Source organism: Ralstonia pickettii (genome assembly GCF_001699815.1).
GTDB lineage: Bacteria > Pseudomonadota > Gammaproteobacteria > Burkholderiales > Burkholderiaceae > Ralstonia > Ralstonia thomasii.
In genome coordinates, this window is the sequence record NZ_MCGB01000025.1 from 24405 (window position 1) to 40933 (window position 16529).

Sequence of the window (16529 nt, forward strand, 5' to 3'; positions counted from 1 at the left end):
CTAATGGGTTCGTTCAATATAATTCATTTTTCAGGATGAGCGGCCTTGCGTACGATGAAGTGCCGATTTCCCCATCCGGGCCCTTCCATGGAGCACACGCTGTCGTCCACCCCAGCCTTGTCCGCCGCGCATTCCCAGCGGGCCGCCGCCTGGCGCGTAGCGGTTGCGGGCATGGTTGCGCTGTCCGTGGCGATGGGCATCGGCCGCTTCGCCTTCACGCCGATCTTGCCGATGATGCTTCACGACGGCAGCTTGACGCTGGCGCAGGGCAGTTGGCTGGCCACCGGCAATTACCTGGGCTATTTCGTGGGCGCGCTGGCCTGCATGGCGGTGCGCGGCGATGCAGCGCGCCTCATCCGCACCGGTCTGGTTGCGACGGTGCTGCTGACCGCCGGAATGGGCGTGTTGCAAGGGCAGCCTGCGTGGCTTCTGCTGCGCTTTGCGGCCGGTATGGCCAGCGCGCTGGTGTTCGTCTTTACGGCGGGCTGGTGCCTGCATCGGCTGACCGAACTGGGCCACGCGGCGCTCGGCGGCATCATTTTCTGCGGGCCCGGTCTCGGCATCGCCATTCCGGGCCTGGCGGCCAGCGGCATGGTTGCGCTGGGGTGGCACGCAACGTCGGCATGGATTGCGTTTGGCGTGCTGTCGGCGCTGCTTTCGGCGGCGGTGTGGTCGACCATTCGGCCCGAGGCGCCGGCGCATGCCGCTCCGGCGCCCGCCGCGTCCGGCAAGGCACCCGGCCTGGATGCGCCCACCAGCGCGCTCACGATTGCCTACGGTCTGGCCGGGTTCGGCTACATCATCACCGCCACGTTCCTGCCGGTGATCGCCCGCAAGGTGCTGCCTGCAGGTTCGCTCTGGCCCGATCTGTTCTGGCCGATGTTCGGTGCGGGCGTGGCCCTTGGCGCATTCCTTTCAACCCGGATCAGCCTGGCGCGCGACAACCGTTCGCTGCTGGCCACGGCCTACGGCATGCAAGCGGTTGCCGTGACCATCAGCATCGTCTGGCCGACAGTGGCGGGGCTTGCACTTTCGAGCACGCTGCTCGGCCTGCCATTCACGGCGATCACGCTGTTCGCCATGCGCGAGGCGCGCCGGCTCTGGCCGCATGCCGTGCCGCGTCTGATGGGGCTCATGACGGCCGCGTATGGCATCGGCCAGATCGCCGGGCCGCCGCTGGCGAACCGGCTGTTTGCGGCTACGGGCGGCTTCAATGCATCGCTGGCCGTGGCAGCCGTGTCGCTCATGGCCGGCGTGGTCATCTTTCTTGTGGTCAAGCGCGTGGCCCCGGCGCGTGCGTGATGCGCGGCATGTGAAGGCGCCCACCACGCGGTCGACGCGCCCGTTCTAGAATGCCTCCTCCATTGGAGGAGCCTCATGTCTTTTGCCTTGCGCCCCGATGCCGTTGTGCCCGGCGGCGAGATCAGCCAAGCCGAGCGCGCTGTGCGGGTCGACCTTGCCGCCGCGTACCGACTGGCCGCGCTCAACGGTTGGGACGATCTGGTCTACACCCATCTGTCTGCGTCCGTGCCGGGCGAGCCTGATCACTTCCTGATCAACGCTTTCGGCCTCGCGTTCGACGAGATCACCGCATCCAACCTGGTCAAGATCAATGGCCGCGGCCAGCTCGTCGGCGTCTGGCCCGATGCGGCCACGCATCCCTCCGTTAACGTGACCGGTTTCGCATTGCACGCAGCCGTGCACGCCGCCCGGCCCGACGCGCAGTGCGTGATCCATCTGCATAACACGGCGGGCATTGCCGTGTCTGCGCAGAAGCACGGGCTGTTGCCGCTGTCTCAGCATGCGCTGCGGTTTCACCGGCGCATCGCGTATCACGATTACGAAGGCCTTGCGTTCACGCCGGAAGAGGGCAGCCGCCTTACCGCATCGTTGGGCAACCGTTTCGCCATGTTGCTGCGCAATCACGGAACGCTGACCATCGGCCGTACCGTGGCCGAGGCGCACGTGCTGATGGCCACGCTCATCAAGGCATGCGAGATCCAGATTCACGCGCTTGCGGGCGGCGAGGTCGTCGCGCCGGCGCCGGAAGTGGCAGAGCGTTCGGCAGAGCAGCTCGAAGATGGCGGCGCCATCGAAGGCGTGATCGAGTGGCCGGCGCTGTTGCGCAAACTGGATAAAATCGACGCTTCGTATCGCGACTGACGCGACTGATACAACCGCCGCGACTATCAGAGCGACGCACCAAACAGGAGACACCATGCCGACTTTCCATATCGAGATGTTCGAGGGCCGCAGCGTTGAGCAGAAGCGCAAGCTCGTCGAAGAGGTGACGCGCGTCACCTGCGAATCGCTGGGCTGCGCCCCGGGCGCCGTCGACATCATCATCACTGACATCAAGCGCGAGAACTGGGCTACCGGCGGTGTGCTGTGGTCCGAGCAGAAGTAACCCATTCTTTTCCACACACATTTGCCGGCCCGCCATGCAGCCCAAGCAGCATTTCGCCTCAGACAACTACGCGGGCTTCTGCCCGGAGTCGCTGAAGTATTTCCTGGAGGCCAACGGCAGCGGCCATGAGCCGGCCTATGGCGATGATTTGTGGACGCAGCGCGTGTGCGACCGCATTCGCGACCTGTTCGAGACGGATTGCGAAGTCTTCTTTGTCTTCAACGGCACGGCCGCCAATTCGCTGGCGCTTTCGTCGCTATGCCAGTCGTATCACTCCGTGATCTGCCACGAGCTGGCGCACATCGAAACCGACGAATGCGGCGGCCCGGAGTTCTTCTCCAACGGCTCCAAGCTGCTGACCGCCAAGGGCGAGAACGGCAAGCTCACGCCGGATGCGGTCGAAGCGCTCGTCACGCGGCGCTCCGATATCCACTACCCGAAACCGAAAGTGGTTTCGCTGACGCAATCGACCGAAGTCGGCACCGTCTATACCGTGGACGAGGTCCGCGCGATTGCCGCGATTGCCAAGCGTCGCCAGTTGCGCGTGCATATGGACGGCGCGCGTTTTGCGAATGCGGTGGCGTCGCTCGGCGTGCATCCGTCGGAGATTACCTGGCGCGCCGGCGTGGATGTGCTGTGCTTTGGCGGCACGAAGAACGGTCTGCCGGTCGGCGAGGCCGTGGTCTTCTTCGATCGCCGCCTGGCGGAAGACTTTGCATATCGCGTCAAGCAGGCCGGGCAGTTGGCGTCGAAGATGCGTTTCATCTCGGCGCCGTGGCTGGGTCTGCTCGAGAACGATGTGTGGCTGCGCAACGCGCGTCACGGCAATGCGATGGCGCAACTGCTGCATGCGCGCATTGCCGATGTGCCGGGCGTGCGCATCATGTTCCCGACCGAATCGAACGCCGTGTTCGCCGAGCTTCCGGTGCCGGCCATCGAGGCGTTGCGCGCACGCGGCTGGCGCTTCTACACGTTCATTGGTGCGGGCGGCTGCCGCCTGATGTGCTCGTGGGACGTGCAACCGGAGACGGTGGAAGCCTTTGCCGCCGATATTCGCGCAGCCTGCGCGCAGGCCGTTTAATCCATCTGACTGCCATGAGCTTCGACTACCGTTTCTGTCCGCAATGCGCCACGCCGCTCGTCGAGCAGCACAATGCCGGTCGCCTGCGCATCGCGTGCCCGGGGCAGGACTGCGGCTTCGTGCATTGGAACAATCCGTTGCCCGTCCTGGCGGCGGTTGTCGAATATCGCGGGCAGATGTTCCTGGCGCGCAATGCACTGTGGCCGGAGGGCATGTTCGCGCTCGTCACGGGCTTTCTCGAACGCGACGAGACGCCCGAAGAGGGCATCGCCCGTGAGCTGAAGGAAGAGACGAACCTCGACGCTCAATCGATCTCGCTGATCGGCGTGTATGAGTTCATCCGCAAGAACGAACTGATCATCGCGTACCACGTGGTGGCCGATGGCGAGATCGCGCTGTCGGAAGAGTTGGTTGAATACCGCCTGAAGCCGTTCGAGAAAGTCCGCCCCTGGACGGCCGGCACTGGTTATGCCGTCGCCGATTTCCTGACCGCGCGCGGGCTGCCCGTCAGCTACATCGACATCCGTACCGGCGAACCGGCCGAGCCGCCGCCGCGCCAGTGGCAACCCACACGGCTCGTTACAATCCCGGAATGACTGATGCGAGCGGCACTGCGCCGCTTGCCCGTACCACTGAGGAAGACATGGAGTTTCAAAAGGAAATCGACGCGCGCGGCCTGAATTGCCCGCTGCCCATTCTGCGCACGAAGAAGGCGCTTGCCGACATGCAAAGCGGCGACGTGCTCAAGATTCTTGCCACCGACCCCGGCGCCACGCGGGACTTCCAGGCCTTCGCCAAGCAGACCGGCAACGAACTGCTGGAGCACAGCGAGCACGACAAGGTGTTCACGTTCTATATGCGCCGTCGCTGATCTGGCAGCGCGTTCAAAGAAAACGGGGCGATCCGGTTTGGCTGGATCGCCCCGTTTTCATTTGGCGGCAGGTCTTTTGATCGACTGCGTGCGGCTACTTGCGCGCTTCCATCGCCATGCGCAGCGCCAGGCTCGTCAGCACGGTGCCCATCAGGTAGCGCTGAACCGACAGCCAGCTCGGCTTGCGCGAGAGAAACGCGGCGATGCTGCCCGCCGTCGCGGCAATCATCGAATTGACGGTCACGCTCACGCAGATCTGCGTGAGCCCCAGGCAGACCGACTGCACCAGCACGCTGCCGTGCGCCGGCTCGATGAACTGCGGCAGCAGCGACAGATAGAGCACTGCGACCTTCGGATTGAGCAGGCTGGTCAGCAAGCCCATCGTGTAAAGCTTGCGCGGGCTGTCCACCGGTAGTTCACGCACCTGGAACGGTGCCCGGCCGCCCGGCCGCACCGCCTGCCAGGCGAGGTACAGCAGATAGATCGCACCGCCAAAGCGCAGCGCATCGTAGGCAAACGGCACGGCCATCAGCAAGGCGGTGATGCCGAATGCGGCGCACAGCATGTAGAAAACGAAGCCCGTGGCGATGCCCGCCAGCGACACCAGCCCGGCGTTGCGCCCCTGGCAGATCGAACGCGAGATTAGGTAGATCATGTTCGGGCCCGGCGTCAGCACCATGCCGAGCGCAACCAAGGCAAAGGTGAGCAGATTGGTGAGGGTAGGCATGGCGAAATCGCTGTCTGCGGAAAGGGCGAAGAGCTTGCAGGCTAGCACTGGCCGCGATTCGGCCAACAGGTACAGAAATCCATAAATTTTCGCGATTCTGTATCGGTCCCACGTAGACAACACGCCGACTGCAGCGTCGACGCTTGTTTCATTTTTTGGTGAGCGCGGGCTGCGAGGAAGGAACGGCTTACAGAATGCTGAACGATCGGTGACGGCACGCCATGCGTGCGTCATCGGCGTTGCTGAGGGTATGCCGAAATCCTTTTATTCCCCAACTCCCCCGTCCCCATGCGCCTGCATTTCCTTCTTGCCGCCGTGCTGTCCGTGGCGTTGCCTGCTCAAGCCGAGCTTCTCATCAGCGAGTACGTAGAAGGCAGCTCGAACAACAAGGCCATCGAAATCTACAACCCGGACGGCGCCGAAGCCGATCTGTCGGTCTACAAGATCGAGCAGTACAACAATGGCGCCAGCACGCCCACCGCGTCGTTTGCGCTCTCGGGCAAGCTGGCGCCAGGCGCCGTCCATGTGATGGCCCACAGCACACTGGCCAGCGTGCTCGGCAGCCGCGTCAACCAGACCGCGGCGTTCTCCTTCAACGGCGACGATGCGCTGAGACTGACGCGCTCCGGCGTTGTTGTCGACCGCATCGGCCAGGTTGGCTATCAACCGCCGTCCGGCTTCTGGGGTACAGCCAGCGCCGGCACCAAGGACCACACGCTGCGCCGCCAAGGCACGGTGAAGGCGGGCGACACGGACAGCACAGCTGCCTTCAATCCATCCCTTCAGTGGGATGCCTTCAATATCGACGACTTCTCCGACCTTGGCCTGTACAACGGGCAGGGCACCGTCACGCCACCACCCGCCGTTGCGATGTGCGGCGCGCCGGCAACGCACCTTGCCGATGTGCAGGGCGCCGGGGCCACTTCGCCGCTGGTCGGCCTGAACGTCGAGATCGAAGCCGTCGTGACCGCCGACTATAGTGGCGCCACCGGCTTTAACGGCTTCTTCGTGCAACAACCCGACGCGCAGCGCCGCCGGTTGTCTGGCGTGTCGGAAGGCCTGTTCGTCTATGCGCCCGGCGTCAGCGCCCGCGCTGGTGACCTCGTCCACCTGGTCGGCAAGGTGGACGAGAGGTACGGCCAGACGCAACTGACGCTGGCCACCGGCGGCATCGCAAGCTGTGCCAGCGGCAACCGCGTGACGCCGGTCGACGTGACATTGCCCGTGGCCGATGCCAAGGCGTTGTCGGCGTATGAAGGGATGCTCGTGCGCCTGCCGCAGACGCTGACGGTGAGCGAAACGTACGAGCTTGGGCGCTACGGCAGCGTCCTGCTCAGCAACGGACGCCTGCCACTGCCGACAAACGTGGCTCCGCCCGCGCATGGCGCAGCCGCGCAGGCCGCGGCCAATGCGCTGAACCGCATCGTGCTCGACGATGGCTCCAATCAGCAGAATCCCGCCAGCGTGCGCTATCCAGCGCCCGGCTTGTCGGCAACCAACCCCGTGCGTGCGGGCTATACGGTGAGCGGTGTACAAGGCGTGCTGGAAATGCGCTACAACGCCTGGCGCCTGCAGCCCGTGCCGGGCGCGGCTGCACCGGTTTTCAATGCCGCCGCGAACCCGCGTGCCGGTGCACCTGTGCGCCACGCGCAGGCGGATGTGCGCGTGGCTTCGTTCAACGTACTGAACTACTTCAACGGAGACGGCAAAGGCGCCGGCTTTGACGATCCGGCCAATCGAGGTGCCAAGACACAGGCCGAGTTCGAACGCCAGGAAGCCAAGATCGTCGCCGCCATCCGCGCCCTCAATGCCGACGTGGTCGGCCTGATGGAAATCGAGAACGACGGCTACGGCGACCTCAGCGCCATCCGCCGCCTGACAAGCCAGCTCGGGGCCGACTGGCGCTATGTCGATCCTGGCGTGCCGAAGCTCGGCGGTGACGCGATCACGGTAGCCATCGTCTACAACAGCCGCACCGTGGAGCCCGTGGGGGCGCCGGCCACGCTGGCGATCGACAACAGGAACCGCCAGCCGCTGGCGCGCAGCTTCCGGCGCATTGGCGACACGCAGAACTTCACCGTGGTCGTCAATCACCTGAAGTCCAAGGGCTGTTCTGGTGCGACCGGCAAGGACGCCGACCAGGGCGACGGCCAGAGCTGCTGGAACCCAACCCGCGTACGTGCTGCCGGCCTGATCGCCGACTGGCTGGCGACCTCACCGACCGGCGTGGCCGATGTGGGCCAGCTCCTCATTGGTGATCTCAACAGCTATGCCAAGGAAGACCCCGTCGTGCTGTTCGCCCAGAAGGGGTATGCCGACATGGTGGCGAAGTTCGTCGGCAAGGATGCGTACAGCTATGTCTACGGCGGCGAATCCGGCTACATCGATCACGCGCTCGCCACCCCTGGCTTGGCAGAGCGCGTGCGTGCCGTACATGAGTGGCATATCAATGCCGACGAGCCGATCGCGCTCGAATACGCGTTCGGCCACAAGAGCGCAGAGCAACAACAAACGTTCTACGCACCGGACGCGTACCGCTCGTCGGATCATGACCCGGTGCTGGTCGACCTCGCCCTCAATACGCAGACCGCAGGTGGCGGCACGAGCCCGGAAGGCGATGCGGCGGCGGGTGCGGCTACGGGCAGCACAGGGGTGGGGGGTGCCGGTGCGGTGGACCCGATTCTCGGGCTCGTACTGGCCGCCGCTGCGGTAGCCTTGGCGCGGCGTCGTGCGTGTCGGTCTTGAGCGTCTGCGCTCTTCCTCGGGCGACGCGCGGCAGCTCCATCGCCAGTCGAATCGCATCCATGCGTTCGTTGACCGTTCGACACAGCCTTAAGGTCGTTTCCGGCCATCCGGCTCGGGACTGAATTAAGCTTCTGAATTGGCGCGATCAGCAACATCGCGAACCCGACGCGCCGAGGCAATCGATTCCGATATGGGGACGGGGGGAGATGTGAGCAATGTAGCCGCGGCGGTCCGCGCGCTGATCTTAGGCTTCTGGCTCGGCTTGATGTCCGGCGGCAGCAATGCGGCCCCAACTTCGCTGTTCACCCCCGAAGAGGATGCTTGGATCGCCGCGCATCCGATCGTGCGCACCTGCGTGGATGCGCACTGGCGTCCGTTCGAGTTTGTCAAAGCCGGCAAGGTGGTCGGCATGGTTCCATCGTTCCTCGATGCGGTTGCCCATGTGAGTGGGCTGCGTTTCGACTATGTGGACGGTGCGTGCTGGAACGGCTCGCTGGCTGCACTGAAGCTCGGGCAGGTGGACATGCTCCCCGACTGGAGCAAGGACGAAGCCGTGGCACCCTACCGGGACGGTTACATCGCGAGCACGCCGTACTATGTCGGGACAATCGCAATCGTTACGGCGGAACAGGAAAACCTGTTCGCCAGTTTCTCGCAATTGTCCGGCAAGCGGCTTGCGATCAAGGGCGGCGGTGGTCTTGAACTGGCCATCCGCCGCAGCTCCGTCCCCGTGAAGTTGGTAACGTTTCAAAACGAGTCCGACGCGTTGCAGGCGGTTGTGGACGGCGATGCCGACGCCGCACTCGGAACAGACGCTTCGATCGTTCCGCAACTGCACCGGCAGTTCAAGGGCCAACTGTTCCTTTCGGGCAGCCTCTGGGACCGGCCCTATGCGTTGACGATGGTCACGCGCGGTGACAACCCCGTGCTCGCGTCGATTCTCGATAAATCGCTGACCGCCATTTCGGCGTCGGAGGCCGACGCTATCCGGCAGCGGTGGCAGGAAACGACCGACTACGGCGCGCCGTCGCTGGCGTCGATCCTGCATTACCGCTGGCGCCAGGTCGCTCTCGTTGCGATCATTGTTCTGGCGTTTGCGGTGTTGGCCTATGTGCTATGGCGTGCGCGTGTGGCCGCCGTTCGCAGTGAGCGTGAAAAGGCGATGTTCCTCGCATTCATCAGCCACGAAATCCGGACGCCGATGCACACGATTCTTGCGTCGCTGGAACTGTTGCAGCGCTCGCAATTGACCGGCCAGCAAGCCAGTCGTGCGGATGCCGCTGTCTCGGCGTCGGAAACGCTCTTGGCCCTGCTTGACGATGTCCTGGAATACTCCCGTCTCGAATCTCGCAGCGTGACACTCGTGCTTCAGCCTACGGCGATCGGGCCGTGGGCCGAGCAGGCTCTGGACATGGTCCGTTGGCGCTCCGATGAGAAAAAGCTGGCGTTGTCGCTCGATCTTGCCTGCGCGCCGGATTTCAGCGTGGACATCGATGCCATGCGCGTGCGGCAGATCGTTTTGAACCTGTTGGTGAACGCGATCAAATTCACCACGGTCGGCAAGGTTGTCCTCCGCGTCGACTATCTGCCCGGAAAGCGGCGCGGCAGCGGAACGCTCGTGCTCGAGGTCAGAGACACGGGCATGGGCATTCCGCCCGAGCGCCAGCGGAACATTTTCGAACCGTATGCACGCGTGGAAAGCCCGGGCAATCGCGGTGCCAGCGGAACAGGGCTGGGCTTGTCGATCTGCCACGAACTCGTGGAGTTGATGGGAGGCGTGATCACCGTCAGCAGCAGCCCCGAGGTCGGCACGGTGTTCACTGTCATGTTGCCGGCACGGGAGGCGCGCGCAGCGATGGCGTTGCCAAAGGCTGCGGCAGCAGCGGGGGCGTCTGCGCCCCACGCAATATCGCCTCCTCGGGCGGCAAAGGCGCCGTCGCCGGAATCGGAGGAGGGGCCGCTGGTCTTGGTGGTCGATGACCACGAGGCGGTGCAGCACGCGATCCAGCACCAGCTGGACGCACTGGCCTGTCGGTCTGCCATTGCCGGCACAGGCGAGGCCGCGCTCGAACAGTTTGCGTCAGCGTCGTTTGACATGGTGCTGCTCGATTGCAACCTGCCAGGCATCGACGGATATACCGTCGCGCAACGCATGCGCGAAATCGAGCGCCAGCGCGCAGGCGAGCGTACACCGATTGTCGCCATCTCCGCCGCGACAGACGACGCGCACCGTATTCGGTGCTTCGACAGCGGCATGGACGGTGTTCTGGGCAAGCCATTGCGCCTTGCCGCATTGCGGGAGCTGATCGAACTGTGGTGCGCCCACGGCGATTCCGCCCGCAACGCGGAGCCTATGGAGCACGACCTGGCGCCGTCGTCGGACGTGCTCGCGATTTATCGACAGACCATGAAGACCGATCTTGAGATGCTTAGCCAGGGCATCGCACGTCGGGATATCGAGCAGGCACGTCGAGCCGCTCATCGAATTTCCGGCGCTGCGGCCGTTGTGGAAGATTTGCCGACGCGCAACTTGGCCAGAGAACTGGAACGACGTCTTTCGGACTCGTTCAGCGACATCAATGCGGAGATCCAGGCGCTCCTCGTTGCACTCCAATCCTTGCACGGAGCAGAGGCCCCCGACGCCTGATTCATTCGCTCAGGGCCCCGTGTCGGCCTGATCGCGCTCCGCCGGCATACGCGCTGTCGACCCCACCTGCGGCGGCCTGCGCCTCGTGTTGTCCCAATCCTCCATCTCGGCAGCCTCATCGACGTAACCCTGCATTTACAACGAGAAAGCCTCTTCACGTAGCGGGCGCCGATCTGAATCGCGCAGACCAAATGCGTCAATTCAGGGTGCTTTTCAGAGCAGTCTGATATGGCGCGGGCGCCTCGCTTGGAATACTTGCGCCTGCCTCATTCGATAGGCATTTCTTCTCGACCAAGTCCCGGCACCTTTCTGCTGCGGTCTCATTTAAGGGTAAGTCAATGAAAGCAAAACTGTTCCTGGCGGGCTTCGCCATGTCTGCACTGTCCTCCGTCGCGATGGCCCAGACCGTCAACAAGGTAGATGGCGTTATCAACTTCCAGGGCGCGATTCTGAACGACACGTGCAAGGTGTCCTCGGTCACGGGTGACGCAGGCACCATCAACGTGAACATGGGCAACATCGCTGCTGACGATATCGGCACGGTTGCTGCACCCAAGCGTCTGACGAACGGCGCCGGCTCGGCCAACTTTGACGTGGTGTGCAAGAAGGGCGCCAAGGTCAGCATGAAGTTCGCAGGCAAGGTTGCTGAACTGAGCGCCGACAAGAAGACGCTGCGCGTGAACAACGGCAACACCGCCGACGGCTTCGCGCAAGGTGTCGACATTGCTGTGTACGAAGGCACGGGCGCGAGCGCAAACGCATTCGACCTGAGCAACGGCGATCTGCTGGCACAGACGGAGGTGCCGGCAGCAGGCGGTTCCCTGAACGTGCGCTTTGCCGCCGCTTACGTGGCTGCCGACCCGGCCAAGGTCAAGCCTGGTATCGCGAACGCAAGTCTGCCGTTCACGCTGAGCTACGAGTAAGCCAAGCGCCAGCCACCCAGGGCTGGCTTCAATCGGCAGCGGCGCTTGTCCGCTGCCACCTCTTTCTTCAAGGCAATTCCGGATATGAAAGCAAAACGATTCGCCGTTGGCGCGGCGTTGGCGTGCGCGTTGGCTGCGTCCGCGAGTCACGCCAGTATTTCCTTAGGTACTACGCGGGTGATCTTTGATGGCAAGAACAAGGAAAGCTCCGTGGTCGTCATCAACGATGGCGCCGATGCACTGATCCAGTCGTGGCTGGATCCGCTCGATGACGTTGCCCATACGCAACTGCCGTTTGCTATTACACCGCCGTTAGCCAAGGTCGGGGCCAAGCAGCAGCAACTGTTGCGCGTACTGTATGAAGGCGTGGGCATGCCCGCCGACCGAGAGTCCGCCTTCTGGCTGAACGTGCAGGAAATCCCACAAGCAGCGAGCAAAGACAACGTGCTGCAACTCGCTGTGCGCCAGCGCATCAAGGTGTTCTATCGGCCCGTTGGTTTGGGCGGTGATCCTCTCAAAGCGGCCACCAGTCTGCAATGGCAACTGAATCAAGACGCCGGTAAGGCAATGCTGCGGCTGACCAACCCGAGCCTCTATCACGTGACCGTAGTGGACGCCAAGCTCCACACCGGAAACAAGGATGAACCGGTCGTTGACGCCAAGATGATCGCGCCAGGTTCCACGGTGGCCTTGCCCGTCAATGTGCCGGCCGGGCACACCGGCGCACCGGAGCTGCGCTACGAAGTCATCAATGACTTCGGCGGACGCGAAAGCTACCGCGTCACCCTGCAAGGCAATCAGCCGAGCGCGCCGGTATCCGCCGGTAACTGATCGACCTAGTCGAGTTCTTCTATCCAGCCTGCAGTGGTTGGATTAGCCCGCGCCCCTTCGAAGCGGAGCTTGCCCATGTGACACCCCTGATTCTCAAGGCCCAAAGCGAGCATTGCGATGTCTAAACGCCCGACCACCAAACCGGTCCCCAGAAAGATTGATGGAAAAGCCTTCGCTGCTCGTCCCCGAGCAAACCCGCTTTACTTGGCTTTGTGTCTGGCGGTTTTCAATAGTGCGCGCGCGGCGGAGGGGGAAACCCTTGTCGCACAGGCTGCCCCGACGCTGCTTGCTTTCAATACGAACTTTTTGCATGGCCAGGGCCGTCCGGCAGATCTGAGCGCCGTACTTTCTTCCGGAAACAGCGTGCCGCCCGGCACGTACCGTGTCGAGGTGCAGGTCAATGGAAACTTGGTGGGGCGGCGCGACGTCGACTTCCATCAAGAGGGTGGCAAGGGCAAGGTGCGTCCATGCCTCACCGCGCAGATGCTCCAGGACTTTGGCGTCGACCTGACTGCCATTACTCCAGCCCTTGATCTCAATAGCCAAGCGTGTCTGGATTTGCCGCAGCTAATGGACCAAGCGGTCGTCGACTTCGACGCTGGCCGGCTGCAACTGAACCTGAGCATTCCCCAGGCGTTTCTGTCGCGCGCTGCACGTGGCTATGTGGATCCGGCCTTGTGGGACGAGGGCGTCACCGCTGGCTACGTCAACTACCAGTTCAGCGGAAACTACGGCCACGGCCGCGTTGGCAATGACAGCAGCAGCTATTATCTTGGCCTGCAGAATGGCGTGAATATTGGCCGTTGGCGTCTGCGCAACGAATCTGCGTTGAGCGGAAGCAATGATGGCCAGACCCGCTTCAAAAGCAATCGCACGTTGTTGCAACGCGACGTCGACGCCATCAAGGGGCAACTGACGCTTGGCGAGCAATACTCCGACGCGACGCTATTCGACAGCGTACGCTTCCGCGGTGTGCAGGTCAGTTCGGACGACGCGATGCTGCCGGATAGCGAGCGCGGCTATGCACCGGTGGTGCGTGGGCAGGCTGCGACGAATGCTGTCGTGGAGGTTCGCCAGAGCGGCTACGTGCTATATCGCGCCAACGTGCCGCCGGGGCCATTCCAACTGACCGATATTTTCCCGACCGGCTCAAACGGCGACCTTGAAATCACCGTGATCGAAGCCGATGGCACCAGGCGCGTTACTCACCAAGCCTTTTCGAGCTTGCCCCTGATGCTCCGCAAGGGGCGATTGAAGTATGCATTTGCGGCCGGGAAGTACGATGGGGATCAAACGGCCTCACCTAAGCTCGTGGCCGGATCGCTTGTTTATGGCTTCACGGACAACAGCACCGTGGCGGGCGGCTTCCAAGCGTCGCGGGATTTCCAGGCCCTCAACATGGGCGTTGGTACCAACACACCGATCGGTGCGCTGTCGCTAGACATCACGCAATCGAGCAGCCGCGTGCAGGGCAAGCGCGATACCGGCCAAAGTGTGCGTGTCCTGTATGCCAAGACTTTCACGCGGACGAACACCAACTTCACGCTGGCGGCATATCGGTATTCCACGTCGGGCTATCGCACGTTTAGCGATCACGTCAACGACCTCGGCAACGCGGGCGTGCAAGCTGGTCGTAGTCGCTCGCGCATCGACTTGACGACCAGTCAGGACTTGGGTGGGCCGCAACGTGAATATGGCAGCGTCTATCTGAACATCAGCCAGCAGACGTATTGGAATCAGCCGGGCTCCAGCCGCAGCATTAGCGTCGGCTATGGCAACACCTGGAAGCGACTCAGCTACAACTTGAGCCTGAGCCAGACCAAAGACAGTCGATTTGGCAACAACGGCAGCAATACGCAGGTCATGCTGACGATGTCGATCCCGCTTGGAGGCAAGCTGCACTCCCAGCGCGCATACACCAACGTCAGCAACGACAGCAACGGCGGCACGAATATTCAGAGCGGCCTGAGCGGTTTCGCCAGCGAAAAAACGTCTTACGCCATGCAAGCCGGTTATACCAACGGCGGGCGAGGTGCAACGGGCGGTGCCAGCATTACGCACGAGGCCGATGCAGGCCAGCTCTCGGCCAACGTCAACGTCGCCAATGACTACCAATCGGCCAGCATCGGGGCCATGGGCGCGGTCGTGGTCCATGGCGGCGGTGTCAACCTGAGCCGCACGGTTGGCGACACCTTCGCTTTGATGAAGATGGAGGGCCTTCGGGGTGTCGATGTTCGCACCGAGGCAGGCACCTCAGTCGGTCGCAACGGATATGCCGTCGTGTCCTATGCGCAGCCGTACCGCCTGAATGCACTGCGCCCCGACACGCATAACCTCGGTGCCGACATTGAACTGACAGACACCGTTAAACAGGTGGTGCCGCGTCGTGGCGCCATTGTGCAGGCGACCTTCAAGGGTTACAGCGGCCAGCGTGCGCAGTTCACCTTCCAGCAGGCAGACGGCAAGCCCGTACCGTTTGGCGCCAGCGTGGAAGACGCCCAAACCGGCAGGCAGTTGGGCATTGCAGACCCGAACGGCAGTGCCTTTGTGCTGCTTGGCCAGGAACAAGGCACCTTGTCGGTGAAATGGAAAGAAGGCCAATGCCAGGCACCCTATGCGTTGCCGAAAGCAGAAGCTGGCCGGAACTACCAGCGGCAGACGTTGCGTTGTAGATAGCCACCGGGCTCTCGAATCCTCCGCGGCCATGGATACATGGTCCATCGCATATAAGCAAAACTTGGAAAGAATCGTCGATGCAAAAAAATCTATACCGCCTCGAGTCGGATCATCTTCTCCGCGGTTTCTGTATGACCGCGTTTTTCTTGGCGGCTCTGCTCTCCTCGCCAGCTGACGCCGCAAACTGCACAATTCGGCAAGGCGCCGTCGTCAAGCAACTCGCGTTTCAAATACCTTCAAGCTTTACCGTACCGCGCGATGCACCCATCGGTACCGTGATCTATGAAAGCGCACCTATAACGAACAGTGCACAAGACACACTGTCCTTCACCTGTACTGCCGCCTTCCGCTGGGGTTTGGTGAATTCGGTCGGAGGGATTCCGCCTGCCGCTACCAAAGTCGATATGCCGATCGGAAATACCGGACTGGCGTGGGGCCTGGTCTACAAGCGCGAGAGCCTGGAATGACTGCAGAACAGCTAGCTGCAATTTCACTGGCATCCTCAAAGGCAGCGGGCCCCTACACATTCTTGGGCACGTCCTTCTCGTTAAGGATCAAAAAGATTGGCCCAGTTGCGCCGGGCGCTGCCGTTGAGGCGGGGCTCCTGGGGTATGCCAACATAAATAACGAGTTCAACGCCTTTATCGTTCGAACGTCCACAAAGGCAAGCGTTACAGCCCAGAGTTGCAAGACGCCAGATGTCATCGTGCAGATGGGAGATCGGAATCGTGTCGGACAATTCAAAGGTGTTGGCACTTCGTTGGCGCCTGTCAATTTTTCGATCAATCTGAACGAGTGCCCCTCGGGCATCAGCAAGGTTTCTTATCTACTGAAGCCCAACACCCAAATCTTGGATGCCGCGCAGTCGGTCGTCGCGCTCGACGCTGAATCGGTAGCCAAGGGCGTCGGCCTGCAGGTTCTTAACCAGAACGGAGAGCCGGCGGTGTTGAACGAGAAGGTCGCCTTCAGCGAGTACGACAAGGCTGGTGGAAGTTTCAGTATCTCGCTAAAAGCAGCCTATCGGCAAACCGCTCCAGTCGTTGGAGCAGGCACAGCGAATAGCTCGCTGACTTTTGTGATGAGCTACGAGTAGCTTGGTGTGCAGGCGGCTTCATCAAGCATGGCAGCCGGTGCGAGTTCAGTGATCGGCGTACTTGGTGTACCAGCAAAAAACCCCGCAGAGCCAAGCCCAGCGGGGTTTTTTGCCAAACGTTGAAGCCGTTTGAAAGATGTTTGGTGGAGCCGGCGGGAATCGAACCCGCGTCCGCAAGCCCTCCACAGAGAGTTCTACATACTTAGTTCTGTCATTTGATTTAACCGCCGCATCGCGGACGAACACGCTCTACGACGGCGATTCACTAAGTTTTCGTCTCTAGGCCCGTGACTCACCTAAAGCTTATCTGACGTAAATGACCTCGCTAGTCTTTCGACCCTAGCCCGTCAGCGAGCCAGTGCGAGGACGGCGGCCCTTAGGCTGCCAGTGCGTAACGTTCGTCGTTAGCAGTTATTGCATTCCCATTGATTAACGAGGTGACGGGTCCTCGGTATGCCCTCCGCTGCTTCGCAACCCACGTCGAAACCAGGTCGGCCCCAGTAAGGAAGTGTCGATTATCCCATAGAT

The 16529-nt window shown here is 62.3% G+C and carries 14 protein-coding genes and 1 other RNA gene; 13 read left to right on the forward strand and 2 right to left on the reverse strand.

What is annotated here, in order from left to right:
• The first annotated feature begins 87 nt into the window (after positions 1-87).
• The 6 genes from BEK68_RS03260 (at position 88) to BEK68_RS03285 (ending at position 4359) form a co-directional block, all read left to right on the forward strand.
• Complete coding sequence (locus BEK68_RS03260; protein ID WP_012435120.1) at positions 88-1302, forward strand: YbfB/YjiJ family MFS transporter; 1215 nt, start codon at positions 88-90, stop codon at positions 1300-1302.
• A gap of 75 nt (positions 1303-1377) precedes the next feature.
• Positions 1378-2163 (forward strand): class II aldolase/adducin family protein, encoded by a 786-nt coding sequence (locus tag BEK68_RS03265; RefSeq protein ID WP_012435121.1) that lies wholly within the window; start codon positions 1378-1380, stop codon positions 2161-2163.
• A 55-nt stretch (positions 2164-2218) separates the two neighbouring features.
• Positions 2219-2407 carry a 4-oxalocrotonate tautomerase gene (locus BEK68_RS03270; protein ID WP_004629375.1) on the forward strand — a complete coding sequence of 63 codons (189 nt, stop codon included), beginning with the start codon at positions 2219-2221 and terminating at the stop codon, positions 2405-2407.
• 34 nt (positions 2408-2441) lie between these two features.
• On the forward strand, positions 2442-3488 hold the full coding sequence (locus tag BEK68_RS03275; protein ID WP_012435122.1) for a threonine aldolase family protein: 1047 nt from the start codon (positions 2442-2444) through the stop codon (positions 3486-3488).
• 14 nt (positions 3489-3502) lie between these two features.
• Positions 3503-4084, forward strand: a complete 582-nt coding sequence (locus BEK68_RS03280) for an NUDIX hydrolase (protein WP_004629372.1) — start codon at positions 3503-3505, stop codon at positions 4082-4084.
• Between the two features lie 47 nt (positions 4085-4131).
• The gene (locus BEK68_RS03285) at positions 4132-4359 is read left to right on the forward strand and encodes a sulfurtransferase TusA family protein (RefSeq protein ID WP_004629370.1); all 228 of its coding nucleotides are present in this window, start codon (positions 4132-4134) and stop codon (positions 4357-4359) included.
• A gap of 94 nt (positions 4360-4453) precedes the next feature.
• Here BEK68_RS03285 and BEK68_RS03290 read toward each other — a convergent pair whose 3' ends face one another.
• Positions 4454-5086: a LysE family translocator gene (locus BEK68_RS03290; RefSeq protein WP_012761539.1), complete on the reverse strand. Its 633-nt coding sequence runs from the start codon at positions 5084-5086 to the stop codon at positions 4454-4456.
• 288 nt (positions 5087-5374) lie between these two features.
• Here BEK68_RS03290 and BEK68_RS03295 point away from each other — a divergent pair, with 288 nt between their 5' ends.
• The 7 genes from BEK68_RS03295 (at position 5375) to BEK68_RS26080 (ending at position 16001) form a co-directional block, all read left to right on the forward strand.
• Positions 5375-7831: an ExeM/NucH family extracellular endonuclease gene (locus BEK68_RS03295; protein ID WP_012435124.1), complete on the forward strand. Its 2457-nt coding sequence runs from the start codon at positions 5375-5377 to the stop codon at positions 7829-7831.
• Positions 7832-8021: 190 nt separating this feature from the next.
• Positions 8022-10478: an ATP-binding protein gene (locus tag BEK68_RS03300; protein ID WP_012435125.1), complete on the forward strand. Its 2457-nt coding sequence runs from the start codon at positions 8022-8024 to the stop codon at positions 10476-10478.
• 338 nt (positions 10479-10816) lie between these two features.
• Positions 10817-11401, forward strand: a complete 585-nt coding sequence (locus BEK68_RS03305) for a fimbrial protein (protein WP_012435127.1) — start codon at positions 10817-10819, stop codon at positions 11399-11401.
• Between the two features lie 45 nt (positions 11402-11446).
• Complete coding sequence (locus tag BEK68_RS03310) at positions 11447-12232, forward strand: fimbrial biogenesis chaperone (RefSeq protein ID WP_249262892.1); 786 nt, start codon at positions 11447-11449, stop codon at positions 12230-12232.
• 117 nt (positions 12233-12349) lie between these two features.
• Entirely contained in the window at positions 12350-14908 is a 2559-nt protein-coding gene (locus BEK68_RS03315; protein ID WP_012435129.1) for a fimbria/pilus outer membrane usher protein, read from the forward strand.
• A gap of 131 nt (positions 14909-15039) precedes the next feature.
• A complete protein-coding gene (locus tag BEK68_RS26075) occupies positions 15040-15375 on the forward strand; it encodes a hypothetical protein (protein ID WP_249262893.1) in 336 nt (111 codons plus the stop codon).
• The gene (locus BEK68_RS26080) at positions 15372-16001 is read left to right on the forward strand and encodes a fimbrial protein (RefSeq protein WP_012435131.1); all 630 of its coding nucleotides are present in this window, start codon (positions 15372-15374) and stop codon (positions 15999-16001) included. The genes BEK68_RS26075 and BEK68_RS26080 overlap by 4 nt, the downstream gene beginning before the upstream one ends.
• A gap of 141 nt (positions 16002-16142) precedes the next feature.
• On the opposite strand, the gene ssrA is transcribed toward BEK68_RS26080, so the two are convergent.
• Positions 16143-16500, reverse strand: a transfer-messenger RNA (tmRNA) gene (gene ssrA, locus BEK68_RS03325).
• Between the last annotated feature and the right edge of the window lie 29 nt (positions 16501-16529).